Annotated in this window: 14 protein-coding genes and 1 pseudogene; 4 read left to right on the top strand and 11 right to left on the bottom strand. The window is 56.1% G+C overall.

Features of this window, described 5'->3' with window-relative positions; genetic code table 11:
• Nucleotides 1-11 precede the first annotated feature (11 nt).
• From HV346_RS05885 to HV346_RS05870, 4 genes are read right to left on the bottom strand one after another with little or no spacing between them, the layout of a single operon-like run.
• The gene (locus HV346_RS05885; protein WP_181622627.1) at nt 12-1,253 is read right to left on the bottom strand and encodes an LVIVD repeat-containing protein; all 1,242 of its coding nucleotides are present in this window, start codon (nt 1,251-1,253) and stop codon (nt 12-14) included.
• Complete coding sequence (locus HV346_RS05880) at nt 1,250-2,314, bottom strand: sugar ABC transporter substrate-binding protein (RefSeq protein ID WP_181622626.1); 1,065 nt, start codon at nt 2,312-2,314, stop codon at nt 1,250-1,252. The genes HV346_RS05885 and HV346_RS05880 overlap by 4 nt, the downstream gene beginning before the upstream one ends.
• A gap of 30 nt (nt 2,315-2,344) precedes the next feature.
• Nucleotides 2,345-3,340 carry an ABC transporter permease gene (locus HV346_RS05875; RefSeq protein WP_181622625.1) on the bottom strand — a complete coding sequence of 332 codons (996 nt, stop codon included), beginning with the start codon at nt 3,338-3,340 and terminating at the stop codon, nt 2,345-2,347.
• Nucleotides 3,337-4,839, bottom strand: coding sequence for a sugar ABC transporter ATP-binding protein (locus HV346_RS05870; protein WP_181622624.1), 1,503 nt, complete (start codon nt 4,837-4,839; stop codon nt 3,337-3,339). The genes HV346_RS05875 and HV346_RS05870 overlap by 4 nt, the downstream gene beginning before the upstream one ends.
• A 160-nt stretch (nt 4,840-4,999) precedes the next feature.
• Between HV346_RS05870 and HV346_RS05865 the strand changes: the two genes are divergently transcribed.
• From HV346_RS05865 to HV346_RS05855, 3 genes and pseudogenes are all read left to right on the top strand, one after another.
• The gene (locus tag HV346_RS05865) at nt 5,000-6,088 is read left to right on the top strand and encodes an oxidoreductase (protein ID WP_181622623.1); all 1,089 of its coding nucleotides are present in this window, start codon (nt 5,000-5,002) and stop codon (nt 6,086-6,088) included.
• 57 nt (nt 6,089-6,145) lie between these two features.
• The gene (locus tag HV346_RS05860) at nt 6,146-6,889 is read left to right on the top strand and encodes a 3-oxoacyl-ACP reductase family protein (protein ID WP_181622622.1); all 744 of its coding nucleotides are present in this window, start codon (nt 6,146-6,148) and stop codon (nt 6,887-6,889) included.
• Nucleotides 6,890-7,011: 122 nt separating this feature from the next.
• Nucleotides 7,012-7,118, top strand: a pseudogene (locus tag HV346_RS05855) (transcriptional regulator); the annotation flags it as partial.
• On the opposite strand, the gene HV346_RS05850 reads toward HV346_RS05855, so the two are convergent.
• From HV346_RS05850 to entC, 7 genes are all read right to left on the bottom strand, one after another.
• On the bottom strand, nt 7,115-7,312 hold the full coding sequence (locus HV346_RS05850; RefSeq protein ID WP_006809671.1) for a YbdD/YjiX family protein: 198 nt from the start codon (nt 7,310-7,312) through the stop codon (nt 7,115-7,117). The pseudogene HV346_RS05855 and the gene HV346_RS05850 sit on opposite strands and share 4 nt — an antisense overlap.
• 56 nt (nt 7,313-7,368) lie before the next feature.
• On the bottom strand, nt 7,369-9,474 hold the full coding sequence (gene cstA, locus HV346_RS05845; protein WP_181622621.1) for a pyruvate/proton symporter CstA: 2,106 nt from the start codon (nt 9,472-9,474) through the stop codon (nt 7,369-7,371).
• Between the two features lie 150 nt (nt 9,475-9,624).
• Entirely contained in the window at nt 9,625-10,038 is a 414-nt protein-coding gene (gene entH / locus HV346_RS05840; RefSeq protein ID WP_181622620.1) for a proofreading thioesterase EntH, read from the bottom strand.
• On the bottom strand, nt 10,039-10,794 hold the full coding sequence (gene entA / locus HV346_RS05835) for a 2,3-dihydro-2,3-dihydroxybenzoate dehydrogenase EntA (RefSeq protein ID WP_181622619.1): 756 nt from the start codon (nt 10,792-10,794) through the stop codon (nt 10,039-10,041).
• Nucleotides 10,794-11,648 (bottom strand): isochorismatase, encoded by an 855-nt coding sequence (locus HV346_RS05830; RefSeq protein WP_181622618.1) that lies wholly within the window; start codon nt 11,646-11,648, stop codon nt 10,794-10,796. Before HV346_RS05830 ends, entA begins: the two co-directional genes overlap by 1 nt.
• 11 nt (nt 11,649-11,659) lie before the next feature.
• Nucleotides 11,660-13,270, bottom strand: coding sequence for a (2,3-dihydroxybenzoyl)adenylate synthase EntE (entE, locus tag HV346_RS05825; protein ID WP_181622617.1), 1,611 nt, complete (start codon nt 13,268-13,270; stop codon nt 11,660-11,662).
• A 9-nt stretch (nt 13,271-13,279) separates the two neighbouring features.
• Nucleotides 13,280-14,455, bottom strand: a complete 1,176-nt coding sequence (entC, locus tag HV346_RS05820; protein WP_181622616.1) for an isochorismate synthase EntC — start codon at nt 14,453-14,455, stop codon at nt 13,280-13,282.
• A 188-nt stretch (nt 14,456-14,643) separates the two neighbouring features.
• Between entC and fepB the strand changes: the two genes are divergently transcribed.
• Nucleotides 14,644-15,603, top strand: a complete 960-nt coding sequence (gene fepB, locus HV346_RS05815; protein WP_181622615.1) for a Fe2+-enterobactin ABC transporter substrate-binding protein — start codon at nt 14,644-14,646, stop codon at nt 15,601-15,603.
• Nucleotides 15,604-15,648 lie beyond the last annotated feature (45 nt).

The raw sequence follows: 15,648 nt of genomic DNA, 5'->3' as shown, positions 1-15,648 counted from the left end.
TCAAACCGCACTCACCCCAAATACTCAATCACCGACAGTCCACCGTTGTAATCCGTGCTGTAGATTATTCCCTGCGCATCCACAAACACATCACATGACTGGATCACCTGAGGGCGATTTGGACGTGTATCCATCATTTTTTCCGGTGCTGCAGGGACTAACGCCCCCGTTTCGACGGGCCGATACGGATTGGAAATGTCGTATGCACGCACACCGGCGTTCTGGTAAGTGGCAAAAATCAGCGTTGAACTGATGAAACTGCCAGGCCGATTTTCATGCAGGTTATGCGGACCAAAGTGCGCCCCTTTCGCCACATAATCCCTTTCATCCGGCTGCGGGAAGGTGGAAATGCTCACCGGATTCGACGGCTCACGAATATCAAACACCCAGATCAGCTTCTCGCCATCCTCCTGGTTATCGAGCACCGCCTCGTCCAGCACCACCAGCAGATCGCGGTCCGGTAGCGGCAACGCAGTATGCGTGCCCCCACCAAATGGCGGGCTCCAGTTACGATGGCTGATCAGTTTAGGTTGTGTACGATCTTTCACGTCCAGCAGCGTCAGTCCGCCATCACGCCAGCTTCCATAGGCGGTGTCACCCGCGATGATTGCATGGTGAAGCGCATAACGTTTACCTTCCGGCCAGCATGGCTGTTCCCCTTCGGCCTGGTTCATCCCTGGTAGCCACCAGCGCCCCGCCACTTCGGGTTTATGTGGATCGGCAAGATCGATGGTCAGGAAGATATAATCCGTAAATCCGTCGAGCAGTGCCGAGACGTATGCCCAACGCCCGCCCACATACCAGATCCGGTGGATACCAATCCCGTTCAATGACAGGAAGCTGATTTCGCGCGGCTTATCCGGGGTAGAAATATCGAAAATGCGCAGCCCTGCACTCCAGCCTTTGTCCCGCACATCGCTGACCGTTTCACCGACCTGTCGGGTGTAATAGACCTTCTCATCGGCAAAGCGGGCATCGGCAAACAGGTCACGGGCGTTAATCACCAGCAGCAGATCGTCATGCGCCTGGAGATGCACATTCCATGTCCCCGGTGGGGCAGGAACATATCCTGCCGCCTTCGGATTTTTCGGGTCGCGAACATCCACAATCGAAAAACCCTGCGACACCATATGGCCGATATACGCAAAGCCGCGATGCACCATCAACTGTACGCCGTCCGGGCGACCGCCCTGGTCGCTATGACCAATCAGCCGCATATTGCGGCTGTATTCAGGCGTGGGTAATCCACTCATTTATTTTTCGTTTCCAGAGTGGCAAACCACGGGGCGATAAAGTCTTCAGTCTGGCCCCAGCCAGGGATAATTTTGCCCAGTGACGCCACGTTCACCGCGCCCGGTTGCGCAGTCAGCAGCGCCTGCGGAATAGCCGCAGCTTTGAAATCATAGGTCGCAGGTGTCGCTTCCCCGGCAATCTTGTTTGCAATCAGACGCACATTAGTTGCGCCAATCAGTTTTGGATCGACGGCCACGCTCACTTTCCACGGGCTGCCCTGCTCACGCATCAGTTGCAGATCCTGGTTGGAGATATCAATGCTGTAGAGTTTGATTTCAGTACGACCGTTCTCTTTCAGCGCCTTATACGCTCCCTGACTAAACGCATCCCAGGTTCCCCAGATCGCATCGATTTTTCCTTTCGGGTACTTCGCCAGAATAGCGCCCACTTTGTTCGCGGTATCGCCCTGCACGTCAGAAGAGACAGCGCCAATGGACTCCAGCTCTTTGATGTCCGGGTACTGTTTTTGCAGCGCCTGGTACGCAGCCTGGCGACGCTCCATCGGCGGGAAGCCCGCAACCCAGAGCTTGACGATATTGGCTTTACCGTTGAAATCTTTCGCCAGTTGACCGAAGGAAAGGTTGGTGAGAGACGCATCATCTTGCTGAGTAACGGTTACGCCCGGAATATCACCGTTTACCGCCGTATCAAACACCGACACTTTGATCCCGGCATCCACGGCTTTTTTCACCAGTGCGGTGGCATACGGATCACGCCCCTGAGAGAGGATAATCCCGTCGTATTTCTGGCTGATCGCCTGGTTGACGAAATCCTGGAATTTGGCATCGTCACCGTTGCTTAAAAAGGTGCTGACTTTAAAACCGAGTTTCTTTCCTTCCTGAATCGCGCCTGCGACAAACTGGGTGGTGTTGTCGTCTGAACCGAGGTTACGGATCACCGCAATGCGGATCGGACCGTCGTGATTAGCAATCGCTGCCGGAACCGGCGCAGGTGTCGCCGCAAAACCTGGCAGAGAAGTCAGTAACCCCAGCGCCACTAAAGAGAGTGCGATTTTTTTCATTCTGTTATCCCGTTGTGTTGTTATGTATTGCTAATGTTTTTGTATGTAAGTAATCGCCAGCGCCACTGCGAGCACCAGCCCTTTTATAATGTCCATGGCGTAATACGGTACGGAAAGCATCACCAGGCCGTTAGAGAGCACGCCGAGGATCACCGCCCCTACCAGCGTACCCAGCGCGTTAGGCTTGCCCGAACCTGCCAGCGAAAAACCTATCCACGCCGCCGCGACCGCATCCATCAGATATCCGCCACCCGCATTCACCTGCGAAGAGCCGATACGCGAGGCCAGCAAAATGCCACCTAATCCCGCCAGAAGAGAAGCGATCACATACGCCGCCACTTTATAACGCGTGGTACGAATGCCGGATAAACGTGCCGCTTCAGGATTCCCGCCAATCGCGTACATACGACGCCCGTGAGTGGTCAGCGACAAGCCCAGTTGCGCCAGAATGGTGACCACCAGCATGATAATCACAATGGTCGGAACCTGGCCCAGCGCACTGAAGGCGGCCGGGATCGTCCCTTCGGCCATGTCACCGCTCGGCAGCACCATGTTCTCCGTAATCGATCCGCCATAGCTGTAGGTCATTGCCACTCCCTGAATCACAAACAGGCTGGCCAGGGTGGCCAGCATGTCCGGAATTCGCAGGATCACAATCAGAAACGCATTGAACAGACCGACCAGCGTACAGAGTGCGAGCGTAATCAGAATCGACTCCGTCGCACCAAAGCCGTGCCAGACAAATAATGAAATCACCAGCGCATTGGCAAGCGATGCGGTTGATCCAACAGAAAGGTCGAACCCGCCTATGGTCAGGGAAATCGACACACCAATGGCAATCACCGTTACAATGGCGATCGAGCGCAGAATATTGATAATATTGTTCGGATCGAGGAAGTTATCTGATGCCGCGCCAAACACGGCGATCAGCGCCACAACGGTCAGCAACATGCCCCATTTGTAGAGAAAATCGAAAATTTGCTGACGGCCCGACACCGTCGCATTCACTGAAAGGGCCTTGCTCACGACGCCGTTCCTCCGGTTGAATAATAAAGTAATGTCTCTTCACGGGCCTCGGCCCCGGCGATCTCCGCCACAATACGCCCGTCCCACAGCACGCAGATGCGGTCGCACAATCCCACCAGTTCAGCAAACTCACCAGAGGCGTAAATCACCCCTTTCCCTTCCCGTGCCAGGCCATCAATCAACTGGAACAGGTCCGTTTTGGCTTTCACGTCCACACCTTTGGTTGGCTCGTCAAAAATGAGCACACTGGCCTCATTGCGTAGCCATTTACCGATGGCCACTTTTTGCTGGTTTCCTCCCGAAAGGCGACGCAGCACTTGTCCTGGCCCACGCGTACGTACCCCCACGCGAGCAATGACCTCTTCTGCCCATCGCCACGCCTGACGATGCCCGAACAGGCTCCAGCGGGAGAATGAGTTATCCGCACTGACAGAAAGATTCATGCTGACCGGCTCATCGATAAAAATGCCCTCTTTGCGACGCTCTTCCGGAACCAGCGCCAGACCACGCAGGACAGAATCGGCCGGATCGCGCGGTTGCCAGGGTTGATGATTCAGTTCGCCATGTTCAACGCGGCTTTTAGTCGCGCCGAATAGCGCCTTGCAGAGTTCCGTTTTCCCAGCCCCCGCCAGCCCTGCGATCCCCAGGATTTCCCCTTTACGCAGATGCAATGAGATATTTTTCAGCAGCGCTTCATCGTGCAGGCCTTCCACCCGCAACAGCGTCTCTTCGCTGTGTGGTGGACGTGCTGGCGGATAGATGTCGCTCAGCTCATGGCCGAGCATTTTCTCCACAATGGCTTCGCCGCTTAGCGCTGCCATCGGGCCAGATTCAATCAGCTTGCCGTCGCGCAGCACCGTTAAGGTGTCGCAAATGGCTTTCAGCTCGTGAATACGGTGGGAGATAAACACCACACCAATACCCTGCTGTTGCAGGCGTTTCACGACCACAAACAGACGTTCGCTTTCATGCGCGTCCAGCGGAGCGGTGGGTTCATCGAGAATCAGAAAACGGCAGTGATGTGACAGCGCCCGCGCCAGCAAAATTTGCTGCTTTTCAGCAAGCGAGCAGTTGTCGATTGAGCGGCGCACGTCCATCCCGATATCCAGCTGCGCTAGTGCCTGCCTCGCCTGCTGGCGAATAGCGCGCCAGTTGTAGCGATGCCCCGGCTGTGCCAGTTGATCGAGCATGATATTTTCGGCGATGCTCAAACCCGGAATCAGCGCCACGTCCACTTCCTGCTGCACAAGGTGGATCCCCAGCAGCTTCGCATCCAGCGGTTCACGAATGGCAACCGGCTGGTTGTTGATACAGATCTCGCCTTCATAGTGATCGTGCGTACCGCACAACACCGCCATCAGCGTTGATTTCCCCGCACCATTCGCACCGGTTAACGCATGCACGGAACCGCCCATCAGCGTGAAATCCACACGTGACAGCGCCTGAAACCCTGAAAAAGCCAGGCTGATACCGCGCATCTCAAGGCGACTGGAAACCATCCGCGTAAAATCCTTCATTAATTTTTTGATTTATGGAATTTTTCACAGCTCCGGTTGACTGACAACGACGGAAAAGGCATAAGATAAAGCTAAATATTATTAGCCATCCGGATGTCCAGACATAACATCGGGTTAGCGCTTCCTAAAAAAGGACAACACAATGAGCAACACCGACATCCGCGTCGTACCCGGCCCGGCGAATTACTTCTCTCATCCCGGCAGCCTTGCTCGCCTGAATGACTTCTTCACGCCGGAACAGCTGGCGCACGCGGTGTGGATTTATGGCGAACGTGCAATTGCAGGCGCGCGCCCTTTCCTGCCGGACAGTTTTCATACGCCAGGCGCAAAACATTTACTGTTTACAGGCCACTGTAGCGAACGTGACGTAACCGGACTGGTAAAGGCATCCGGCAATGACGCTCGCGTGGTGATCGGCGTGGGCGGCGGGGCGCTACTCGATACCGTCAAAGCGGTGGCGCGTCGTCTGGGTGTTCCGGTTGTCGCTATTCCAACCATTGCCGCCACCTGTGCAGCCTGGACGCCGTTATCCGTCTGGTATAACGATGCCGGACAAGCGTTGCAGTTCGAAATTTTCGACGATGCCAATTTCCTGGTGCTGGTTGAGCCGCAGATCATCCTTAATGCCCCGGCGGAATACCTGCTGGCAGGCATCGGCGACACTCTGGCAAAATGGTACGAAGCAGTGGTTCTTGCCCCTCAGCCTGAAAACCTGCCACTGACCGTACGCCTCGGGATCAACGGCGCACTGGCGATCCGCGATGTCCTGCTGGAGCGCAGTGAAGAGGCGCTGGCCGACCAGCAACGCGGTGAAATCACACAAGCATTTCGTGATGTGGTAGATGCGATTATTGCCGGTGGCGGTATGGTCGGCGGTCTGGGAGAACGCTATACGCGCGTGGCAGCCGCCCATGCGGTACATAACGGCTTAACCGTCCTGCCACAGACCGAAAAATACCTGCACGGTACGAAAGTGGCTTACGGCATTCTGGTACAAAGTGCCCTGCTTGGTCAGGATGACGTGCTGGCCCAGTTGGTTGCGGCTTATCAGCGCTTTAACCTGCCGACCACGCTGCATGAGCTGGATATCGATATCAACAATCGCGATGAACTGGACAAGGTGATTACCCACACGCTGCGTCCGGTGGAGTCTATCCACTATTTACCGGTTGCTCTGACCCCCGATGTTCTGCGCGCCGCGTTTGAAAAGGTGGAAGCCTTCAGCCGCTAATGACGTTGACGGTCTATACCTAATGATGATTCTCACCACTCTCGCAACGAGGTCATCATGCAGATCGATTTAACAGGTAAAAAGGCGCTGGTCACCGGCGCCAGCCGTGGGTTGGGTCGCGCGATTGCGCTCTCTCTGGCACAAGCCGGAGCCGATGTCGTGATTACGTATGAAAAATCGGCCGAAAAAGCCCAGGCCGTCGCCGATGAAATCTCCGCACTGGGGCGGCACAGCGAAGCGATTCAGGCGGACAGCGCCAATGCGCAGGCCATACAGGATGCCGTCACGCATGCAGCAAGATCCCTTGGCGGGTTAGATATTTTGGTCAATAACGCCGGAATAGCCCGTGGTGGCCCGCTGGAGTCCATGACTCTGGCCGACATTGATGCCCTGATCAACGTCAATATTCGCGGCGTGGTTGTTGCAACCCAGGCAGCACTGGTTCATCTCTCTGATGGTGGACGGATTATCAATATTGGCAGTTGCCTGGCGAACCGCGTTGCCCAGCCAGGTATCTCGGTCTATTCGATGACCAAATCTGCGCTCAACTCTCTCACCCGTGGTCTGGCTCGCGATCTGGGGTCGCGCGGCATTACCGTCAACCTTGTACATCCCGGCCCAACCAACAGTGATATGAACCCGGAGGACGGCGAACAGGCAGATTCTCAGCGTCAGCTCATTGCCATAGGGCATTACGGCCAGCCGGAAGATGTGGCTGCCGCCGTGACGTTTCTGGCAAGCCCCGCCGCCGGGCAGATCTCCGGCACAGGCCTGGACGTGGATGGCGGTCTGAACGCCTGAACGCATTTTTGCTGTATGCCTCTGTCGCCCGGCAGAGGCCTTTTCGAGCCGCCTTGACGGTTCGCGTTTTGCTGCTTTCTTCCGCTGATGGTCTGGAGGATATTAACGTCGCACACGATAGTTTGGATGACGCCGATTCCCGTCCACAAAAACGCCCCGTGAAAAACTCGCGGCAATCTACGGTTGCAGGCAGGAACAGATCAGCCTCTATTTACCGAAAGAGGGTTAACAGCACTTCGCGCCCCCCTTGCCGCCGTAGCGGGCGTCCTGGCGATCGCGGAAGAATTCTTCGTAGGTCATTGGCGTCTGGTCAGGATGATTAACGCGCATGTGCTCGACATAGTTATCGTAATCCGGTACGCCGATCATCATTTTGGCGGCCTGACCTAAGTATTTACCTGCTTTAGAGAGGGTGTCGAACATCGTTTTTTCTCGTCGTTGTCCCCTCTCCCCTGTGGGGAGAGGGGTAAAGTAAGGGGTTAATGCGCCCCTTTCGCCTGGGTCACAATCTCTTCCAGGTTTTCAGGCATCGGCTCATATGGCGTCTCTTTCGCTGTCGGTTTGTCTTCTTTCAGCGCCGCCAGTGCGGTTTTCACAGAGTACAACGCCAGCACCACAACCACCACCATAAAGAAGATCGTCAGCCCGGCATCCAGACGGTTGTTAAACACCAGTTGAGTCAACTGTGACTCGGTGTACTGCGCCGGGATTTTCCCACTGTCGATCATTGCCTGGAACTTATTGGCAATCGCCAGGAAACCCACTTTGTTATCCGGGCTGAAGGCTTTCTGCCAGCCCGCCGTCAGAGTACAAATCAGCAACCAGGATGTCGGCACAAGTGCGACCCACGCATAACGCTGGCGCTTCATCTTGAACAGCACAACGGCACACAGCATCAGCGCCATGCCTGCCAGCATCTGGTTAGCAATACCGAACAGCGGCCACAGGGTGTTAATTCCGCCCAGCGGATCCACCACCCCCTGATGCAGGAAATATCCCCACGCCAGGACACACAACGCTGTCGCCAACAGGTTTGCAGGCAATGAATCGGTGCGTTTCAGCCCTGGGGAGATAACCCCCAACAGATCCTGCAACATAAAGCGTGCCGCGCGGGTTCCGGCGTCCACCGCCGTCAGAATAAACAGCGCTTCAAACAGAATGGCAAAGTGATACCAGAATGACACATCCATTAAGCCGCCAAGCGCCCCGTGCAGAATGTACGCCATCCCAACGGCCAGCGTCGGCGCACCGCCTGCACGAGAGATAATCGACTGCTCACCCACTTCATTGGCGATATGCGTCAGTGTTTCCGGCGTGATGGCAAAGCCCCAGCCACTCACCACCTGTGCCGCTGATGCCACCACGTCAACCGTTCCGGCAGGTGCGAGCACCGCCATCGGGCTGTTCATCGCAAAATACACACCCGGATCGATAATACAGGCCGAAACCAGCGCCATGATCGCCACGAAGGATTCCATCAGCATCCCGCCGTAACCGATAAAGCAGGCCTGATTCTCATTCGCCAGCATTTTCGGCGTCGTACCTGACGCAATCAGGGCATGGAAGCCTGATACCGCGCCACAGGCGATGGTGATAAACAGGAACGGGAACAGGCTCCCGGTCCATACCGGACCCGTACCATCAATAAATTTGGTTAGCGCAGGCATGGTCAGCGTCGGACGCATGATCAGAATGCCAATCGCCAGGCCCACGATAGTGCCGATTTTCAGGAAGGTGGAGAGATAATCGCGCGGGGCAAGCAGCAGCCATACCGGCAGAACAGACGCTACAAAACCGTAACCCACCAGCATCCAGGTCAGTTGTACGCCGGTAAAGTCAAAGTACGGGGCCCACGTCGGGCTTTCCGCCACCCAGCCTCCAGAGATAATGGCGAACACGAGGAAGACCAGACCAATCACGGAGACTTCGCCGATACGCCCAGGGCGCAGATAGCGAATATAGATCCCCATGAACAACGCCAGGGGAATGGTAAAGGCGACGGTGTAGGTTCCCCACGGACTGTGGGTCAACGCTTTCACTACGATCATGGCCAGTACCGCCAGAATAATCACCATGATCATAAAGGTCGCGACCAGGGCAATCACCCCGGCCGTCGGCCCCATCTCTTCTTTTACCAGCTCACCCAATGAGCGGCCATCGCGACGCGTGGAGACGAACAGCACCATAAAGTCCTGTACCGCTCCTGCCAGCACCACGCCAGCAAGGATCCAAATCATCCCTGGCAGATAGCCCATTTGCGCCGCCAGTACGGGGCCTACCAGCGGGCCTGCCCCTGCGATTGCCGCGAAATGGTGGCCAAACAGCACTTTTTTGTCGGTTGGTACGTAGTCCAGACCATCGTTATGACGAACGGCAGGTGTCATGCGCGTCCCGTCTACCGCGAGGACATTCTTTGCGATATAGAGACCATAAAAACGATACGCGATCAGATAAATGCAGACGGCGGCGACGACGATCCATAGCGCATTGATCTGTTCACCACGATTGAGGGCGATGTAGCCCAGAGCAAATGCTCCCACAACGGAGAGCACTGCCCATTTAAGGTATTTCCCTGAGTTGTTCATAGTTGTTATCCGTTGTCGTGAAACAATGAGATGTTACATTTTGTTTCTAGATCAACGCGTAAAATTTAACAACTTTGAAACGCAATAATGCGTGGTCAAACCAGATATTTACATCACAGTGTTAAGCCGATCACTTTCAGCGTGAAAGGCTTATCCCAGTACCATCGTACTCAGGCGACACGTACAGCAGCGGCGTCCCTGCTCGTCGAAGACCACAATTTCCCAGCTCTGGCTCTGTCGCCCCAGATGCAGAGGCTGACATACACCGCGCACCTTGCCCTGGGACACGGCACGATGATGGGTGGCATTAAGCTCAGTGCCCACCACATTTTGCCCGTCGCGGGTCATCAGAAATCCGGCCATTGACCCCAGCGTTTCTGCCAGCGCTGCCGAAGCCCCACCGTGCAGCAGGCCAAACGGCTGATGAGTACGCTCATCTACCGGCATCTCTGCTTCCAGCGTGTCATCGCCCAGGCGGGTATAGATAATCCCCAGATGCGCCACCATCGTGTTCAGGCTGGTGGCATTCAGCTCATCAAGGGATAAGTGACGTTTCCAGATCATCTACGCCCCCAGCGTGGAGCCGCCGTCCACCACAATATCCTGCAAGGTGATATGGCTGGCATGGTCAGATGCCAGGAACAGAACAGTACTGGCAATCTCCTGCGGACGGGCAATTTTACCGAGCGGAATACCGAGTTTAAATTGCTCGCCAAACCCCAGAATTCTCTGCTGTTCAGCATCATCGCTCACCCACAGGGTGCGCTGCATATCGGTATCGGTCGATCCCGGGGATACCAGGTTACAACGCACACCATCGCGTGCCAGCTCCAGCCCAACCGTCAACGCAAGGCTTTTCAGCGCCGCTTTCGACGCGCCATAGGCGCTCATACCCAAGCGCGGCGTATGAGCGGCGTCGGAGGCAACGGTGACAATCACCCCACCCTGCTGACGACGGAACTGACCCATCGTCTGCTGGAACAGGTTAAACGCCCCCCCCACATTAACGGCGAAGGTCTGCTGCCAGTCATCCTGCGAAAGCTGATCGGTTGCCCCCATGCGCAAAATACCGGCGGCATTCACCAGCACGTCCAGGCGATCAACGGTGGCAAGCACGCGCCCGCAGACGTCACTCACCTGCGTGGGATCCGCGACGTTCATCGTTTCGGTGGTAAAAGGATACTCCGCCAGCGGAAACGCCAGATCGAACCCCGTCACCTGTGCCCCGGCCTCGGCAAAGGCCAACGCGGTGGCGTAGCCAATCCCTTTGCCCGCCCCCGTCACCCAGACAGTTTTGCCGGTAAAATCGAATCCGGCCATCACTTCACCTCGCGGGAGAGCAACGCCCACCAGGCATCAAGGGTTGGGTTTTTCGCCAGCATGACGAAATCAATATCGCCATGCACTTTTCGCCAGCGGGCAGCCAGAGCCATCATGCGCACCGAGTCCAGACCATAGTCGATCAGGTTTTCATCATCCAAAGGCTCATCGGACTCATCCAGCAGCGGCAGCACGACCGCACGCAGCGCCTCTTTCGAGGCCGGAACCGAAGGTAACAGCTCCTCGGTCATCACCACACGACCAGAACGCCCCGCCACGTAGTTAAGCGACATCAGGTGCTCGTCACGGGTGAAATCTGCCAGCGCATCGGCAATAAAGAACGGTTTGATATCGCGCATAAAGGCATCTGTTGCCGTGGTCATACAACCAATGTGGGCGTACACGCCAGTGATCAACAACTGGTTGCGGCCTGTCTCTTTAAGCATCAGCTCCAGCGGCGAGCGGTGGAACGCGCTATAGCGCCATTTCACCAGCACCGTGTCAGCTTCATCTGGCGTCAGTTCGGCAACAATGCGTTGCTGCTCTGGCGAGCGGGTGAGCCCCGGCCCCCACATATCGTTCAGCAGGGCGCGATCTTCATCGCTCTGCTCTTTTGGCTGTGCGGTGTAATAAACCGGAATATTGTGCTCTTTGCAGTACTCGCGAATTTTCGCGATGTTTGCAACCACTTGCGCCATCATTGGGCTGTTTTCGCCCCAGAAATTCAGGAAGTATTCCTGCATATCATGGATCAGCAGCGCCGCGCGCTCCGGTTCAAATGCCCAGTTCACTTTATTGTCCGGCAGATCGGCAGCCGTCGGCAGTGCGTAACCGGTTAATTTTGGAATTGCCATCGTCTTGTTCCTCAGCCCTGGGCGCGTTCAGCGAGCCACAGGCGCAACTGTTTCTTGTCTACTTTCCCTACCGGGGTCAACGGCAGCGCGTCCACGCTCTCTACGCGGTCCGGCAGTTTGAACTCCGCAACGCCCTGTTCACGCAGGAACCGGCGAACCTCAACGGCACGCAGCGGCTGTTTCACCACCAGATAAGCGCAGCTTTTTTCACCCAGCAGGTTATCTTCCATGCTCACCAGCGCGGCATGGATCACCGACGAATGGCGCAGCAGCAGGTTTTCGATCTCCTCGGCGGCAATTTTCTCGCCCCCCCGATTGATCTGATCTTTTTCGCGCCCCTGTACGGTGATGTAGCCCTGCTCGTCGATGGCGATCAGGTCGCCAGAGCAGTAAAAACCCTCGGCATCAAAGGCGCTGGCGTTATGTTCCGGGCTGTTGAAGTAGCCCCGGAAGGTATACGGCCCGCGCGTCATCAGCCGTCCAACTTCACCGCGCGGCAGCGGGTTACCGTTCTCATCAGCCACCCACACCTCATCATCCGGGCACATCGGACGACCCTGAGTGTTCATGATGCGCTCTGGCGTATCATCCAGCGCCGTGTAGTTGACCAGTCCTTCGGCCATGCCAAACACCTGCTGTAACTGGCAGCCAATCTCCGCCGGAATACGCGCGGCAAGCGTTGCCGACAAACGAGCCCCACCCACCTGCAGCAGTTTGAGCGACTGAAGCTGTGCGTTGCCCGCCCCTTCTGCAATCGCCTGTAGCCACAGGCTAACTGCCGGAGGAACCAGCGAGGTGACGTTAATCTGATGCTGTTCAATCAGCGGAAAGCAGAGCGTGGCACTCGGATCGTTTGCCAGCACAACACAACCGCCGGCCGTAAAGATCCCGAGCGAGCCCGGAGAACTCATGGCATAGTTATGCGCCGCAGGCAGCGCATTCAGGTAACGGGTGTCAGCGGTGATGCCGCAAATCTCATTGCTGCGACGAATGCTGTAGTCATAGTCGTTATGCGTACGCGGGATCAGTTTCGGCGTACCGGTACTGCCACCGGAAAGCTGGAAAAATGCGACTTCATCGGCAGGTGTCGGATTAGGGATGAAATTATCCGCCGGACGGGCAATAGCCGCCTCCAGGGCATGTTCACCACGCTCGCCACGCAGCAGAACCACGCGCACTGAGCTGTGTTCATTGATAAAAGTATTGAGGAAATCATCGCCCGCAAACAGCGTATGGTCGCGATCGGCAATCAGCAGCGCAGGTTTTATCTGCAACGCATAAGCGTTCAGTTCACTACGCTGGTGGCTGAAGAGCGCATTAACCGGCGCGACTCCCACCTGAAGCAGGGCAAAGAAGGTGATGTAAAACTCGGCAACGTTACCCAGTTGCACCAGCGCCGTCTCACCACGATGAAGACCCTGGGCCTGCAACGCGCTCGCGAGGTTATTCACCGCCTGATTAAACTGGCGGTAGGTGTAACGCCGCTCACCGTCGACGATCGCCACCGCGTCATTATCCACATGGCGTGTCAGAATGTGGGTCAGGGGCAGATCCTGCCAGTAGCCTTTTTCACGATAGCGCCGGGCAAAATCTTCCGGCCAACGGGTAAAGGGGATGGTCATTATTTGTCCTTAATGCAAGCCAAAAACGTTCAGCATGGTGGAGAGTTTCACCCCGGTTTCGCGCCATTCGCCAACCGGAGATGACGCAGGGACAATACCCGCGCCAGCAAACAGACGAACGGTTTTATCGTGGATACGCGCACAGCGGATAGTCACCACCCACTCGCCATTGCCTTCGCTATCACACCAGCCAACAATGCCGCCAAACAGATCGCGGTCGAACGGTTCCAGCTCAGCGATAATCTGTTTAGCCGCCTGATGCGGGAAGCCGCTCAGTGCCGGCGTCGGATGCAGCAAACAGGCCAGCGTCAGTGCGTTTTCATGCTGATGCGCTTCGCCCTCGATCGGCGTAGCCAGATGCCACAGCGTCGGTGTTGTCACCAACTGAGGTGACGACGGCATACTCAGGGAGTGACTGCGATTTTCCAGCACCGTTTTCATCGCCTGCGTCACCAGCTCATGCTCGTGGCGGTCTTTTTCCGATGCCAGTAATTTGTTGCCCGCTTCACGATCCAGCACATCATCCGGCTGACGTCGCGCAGAGCCTGCCAGCGGCAGCGAGCTAAAGTGAGAGCCCTCTTTGCGCAGCAGCAGTTCCGGGCTTGCCCCCAACAGCACGCCGCCATCTTCCAGCGGCACATGGAAGTTAAAACTCGCCGGGTTTTGCGCAATCAGGCGCTCCAGCAGCGCACCGCTCTCAATGTTGCGATCGGTGGCAATATCAATCAGGCGCGACAGCACCACTTTATTCACCTGCGGTGTGGCCGTAAGCGCAGCAGCCCGGGAAACCATCTCTTCAAACACAGGCTGTGGTGGGATTTCAGTGCGTTGTTTTACCGTCAGTTCCTGCGCCCCGGAAAGATAACGCGCAGACTGCTGACGCGCAGGGCGCGAAAAGGTTTGCCAGCGTTGCGGAATAAACAGTGAAGACGGTTCGCGAGTATCAAACGGGATTGCGCCGACCATGACGGGATGTGCAATTCCGCTGGCTTTCGCCTTCTCAAACATTCGGGTCAGCTTTTGCTGAAAGGCGCTTGCAGGGTCATCGCCGCCCAGAGCAGGCTCAGAAAAACGGGCAAAACAACCAGACGTGGTGAAGCTGCGATAAGGCGACATAAAGAAAAAGCTGTCTGATTGCAGCGTGGTCGCAGTGTGCTGAAGATCCTCAGCCAATGACGTATCCATATCATCCTCCATAAAATGATAAAGGCAGTAATAATGATTATCATTTATATTTTCGATGGCTAACCTAATCGCAGAGCGCCCTGGTGTCAACCGATGAGCGAGCATCTTGTGCGACTATCGCTTGCATCCCTTCTCACCATTCATGAAAATGAGAAGCATTAACTCCAATACAAACAGGATGTCGCTTTGTGAAACTCCCCGCCGTTTGCCATAACGCCCTGCTTTTCGCAGGACTTTTTGTTTTAGGATTAACCTCAGCTACCGCTGCCGACTGGCCACGTCAGATAACGGACAGCCACGGCGTGCATATGCTTGACAGCAAACCGACCCGCATTGTATCCACCAGCGTCACCTTAACCGGATCGCTGCTGGCGATTGATGCCCCGGTCATTGCCAGCGGGGCAACCACCCCCAACAACCGCGTGGCCGATGCACAAGGCTTTTTACGCCAGTGGGGAGATATCGCTAAACAACGTAAGCTCGCCCGCCTCTATATTGGCGAACCCAGTGCTGAAGCGGTGGCGGCTCAAATGCCGGATTTGATTCTGATCAGCGCCACGGGCGGTGATTCTGCACTGGCACTGTACGACCAGCTTTCAGCCATTGCCCCGACGCTTATCATCAACTACGACGACAAAAGCTGGCAGGCACTGCTGACACAACTGGGCACAATCACCGGTCAGGAAAAACAGGCTGCCGCGCGTATTGCCGAATTTGATAAACAGCTCACGCAGGTCAAACAGCAGATGAAACTGCCGCCGCAGCCGGTCAATGCCATTGTCTATACCGCAGCAGCACACAGCGCCAACCTGTGGACGTCTGAGTCCGCGCAAGGGAAGCTGCTGCAACAGTTAGGCTTCCAGCTTGCTGAACTCCCTGCCGGGCTGCATACCTCGAAAAGCCAGGGTAAACGTCACGATATCATTCAGTTAGGCGGTGAAAATCTGGCTACTGGCCTGAACGGTGAAGGGTTGTTCCTGTTCGCCGGGGATCAGAAAGACGTGGACGCAATTTATGCCAACCCGCTGCTGGCACATCTGCCTTCGGTGCAAAACAAACGCGTCTGGGCACTGGGTACGGAAACCTTCCGTCTGGATTACTACAGTGCGATGCGGGTGTTACAGCGCTTAGAGACACTGTTCAAATAAGACACAACCCCTCCCTCTCCCGCCGGGAGAGGGTTCGGGCCAGGC

Source organism: Enterobacter sp. RHBSTW-00994 (assembly GCF_013782625.1).
In the GTDB taxonomy this organism is placed as follows: Bacteria; Pseudomonadota; Gammaproteobacteria; order Enterobacterales; family Enterobacteriaceae; genus Enterobacter.
This window is presented reverse-complemented; position numbering and strand designations above follow the sequence as displayed.

Coding starts and splice junctions, on each gene's coding strand:
- HV346_RS05885 (WP_181622627.1), bottom strand. CDS start 1,253: ATGAGTGGATTACCCACGCCTGAATACAGCCGCAATATGCGGCTGATT.
- HV346_RS05880 (WP_181622626.1), bottom strand. CDS start 2,314: ATGAAAAAAATCGCACTCTCTTTAGTGGCGCTGGGGTTACTGACTTCT.
- HV346_RS05870 (WP_181622624.1), bottom strand. CDS start 4,839: ATGGTTTCCAGTCGCCTTGAGATGCGCGGTATCAGCCTGGCTTTTTCA.
- HV346_RS05865 (WP_181622623.1), top strand. CDS start 5,000: ATGAGCAACACCGACATCCGCGTCGTACCCGGCCCGGCGAATTACTTC.
- HV346_RS05860 (WP_181622622.1), top strand. CDS start 6,146: ATGCAGATCGATTTAACAGGTAAAAAGGCGCTGGTCACCGGCGCCAGC.
- HV346_RS05850 (WP_006809671.1), bottom strand. CDS start 7,312: ATGTTCGACACCCTCTCTAAAGCAGGTAAATACTTAGGTCAGGCCGCC.
- cstA (WP_181622621.1), bottom strand. CDS start 9,474: ATGAACAACTCAGGGAAATACCTTAAATGGGCAGTGCTCTCCGTTGTG.
- entH (WP_181622620.1), bottom strand. CDS start 10,038: ATGATCTGGAAACGTCACTTATCCCTTGATGAGCTGAATGCCACCAGC.
- entA (WP_181622619.1), bottom strand. CDS start 10,794: ATGGCCGGATTCGATTTTACCGGCAAAACTGTCTGGGTGACGGGGGCG.
- HV346_RS05830 (WP_181622618.1), bottom strand. CDS start 11,648: ATGGCAATTCCAAAATTAACCGGTTACGCACTGCCGACGGCTGCCGAT.
- entE (WP_181622617.1), bottom strand. CDS start 13,270: ATGACCATCCCCTTTACCCGTTGGCCGGAAGATTTTGCCCGGCGCTAT.
- entC (WP_181622616.1), bottom strand. CDS start 14,455: ATGGATACGTCATTGGCTGAGGATCTTCAGCACACTGCGACCACGCTG.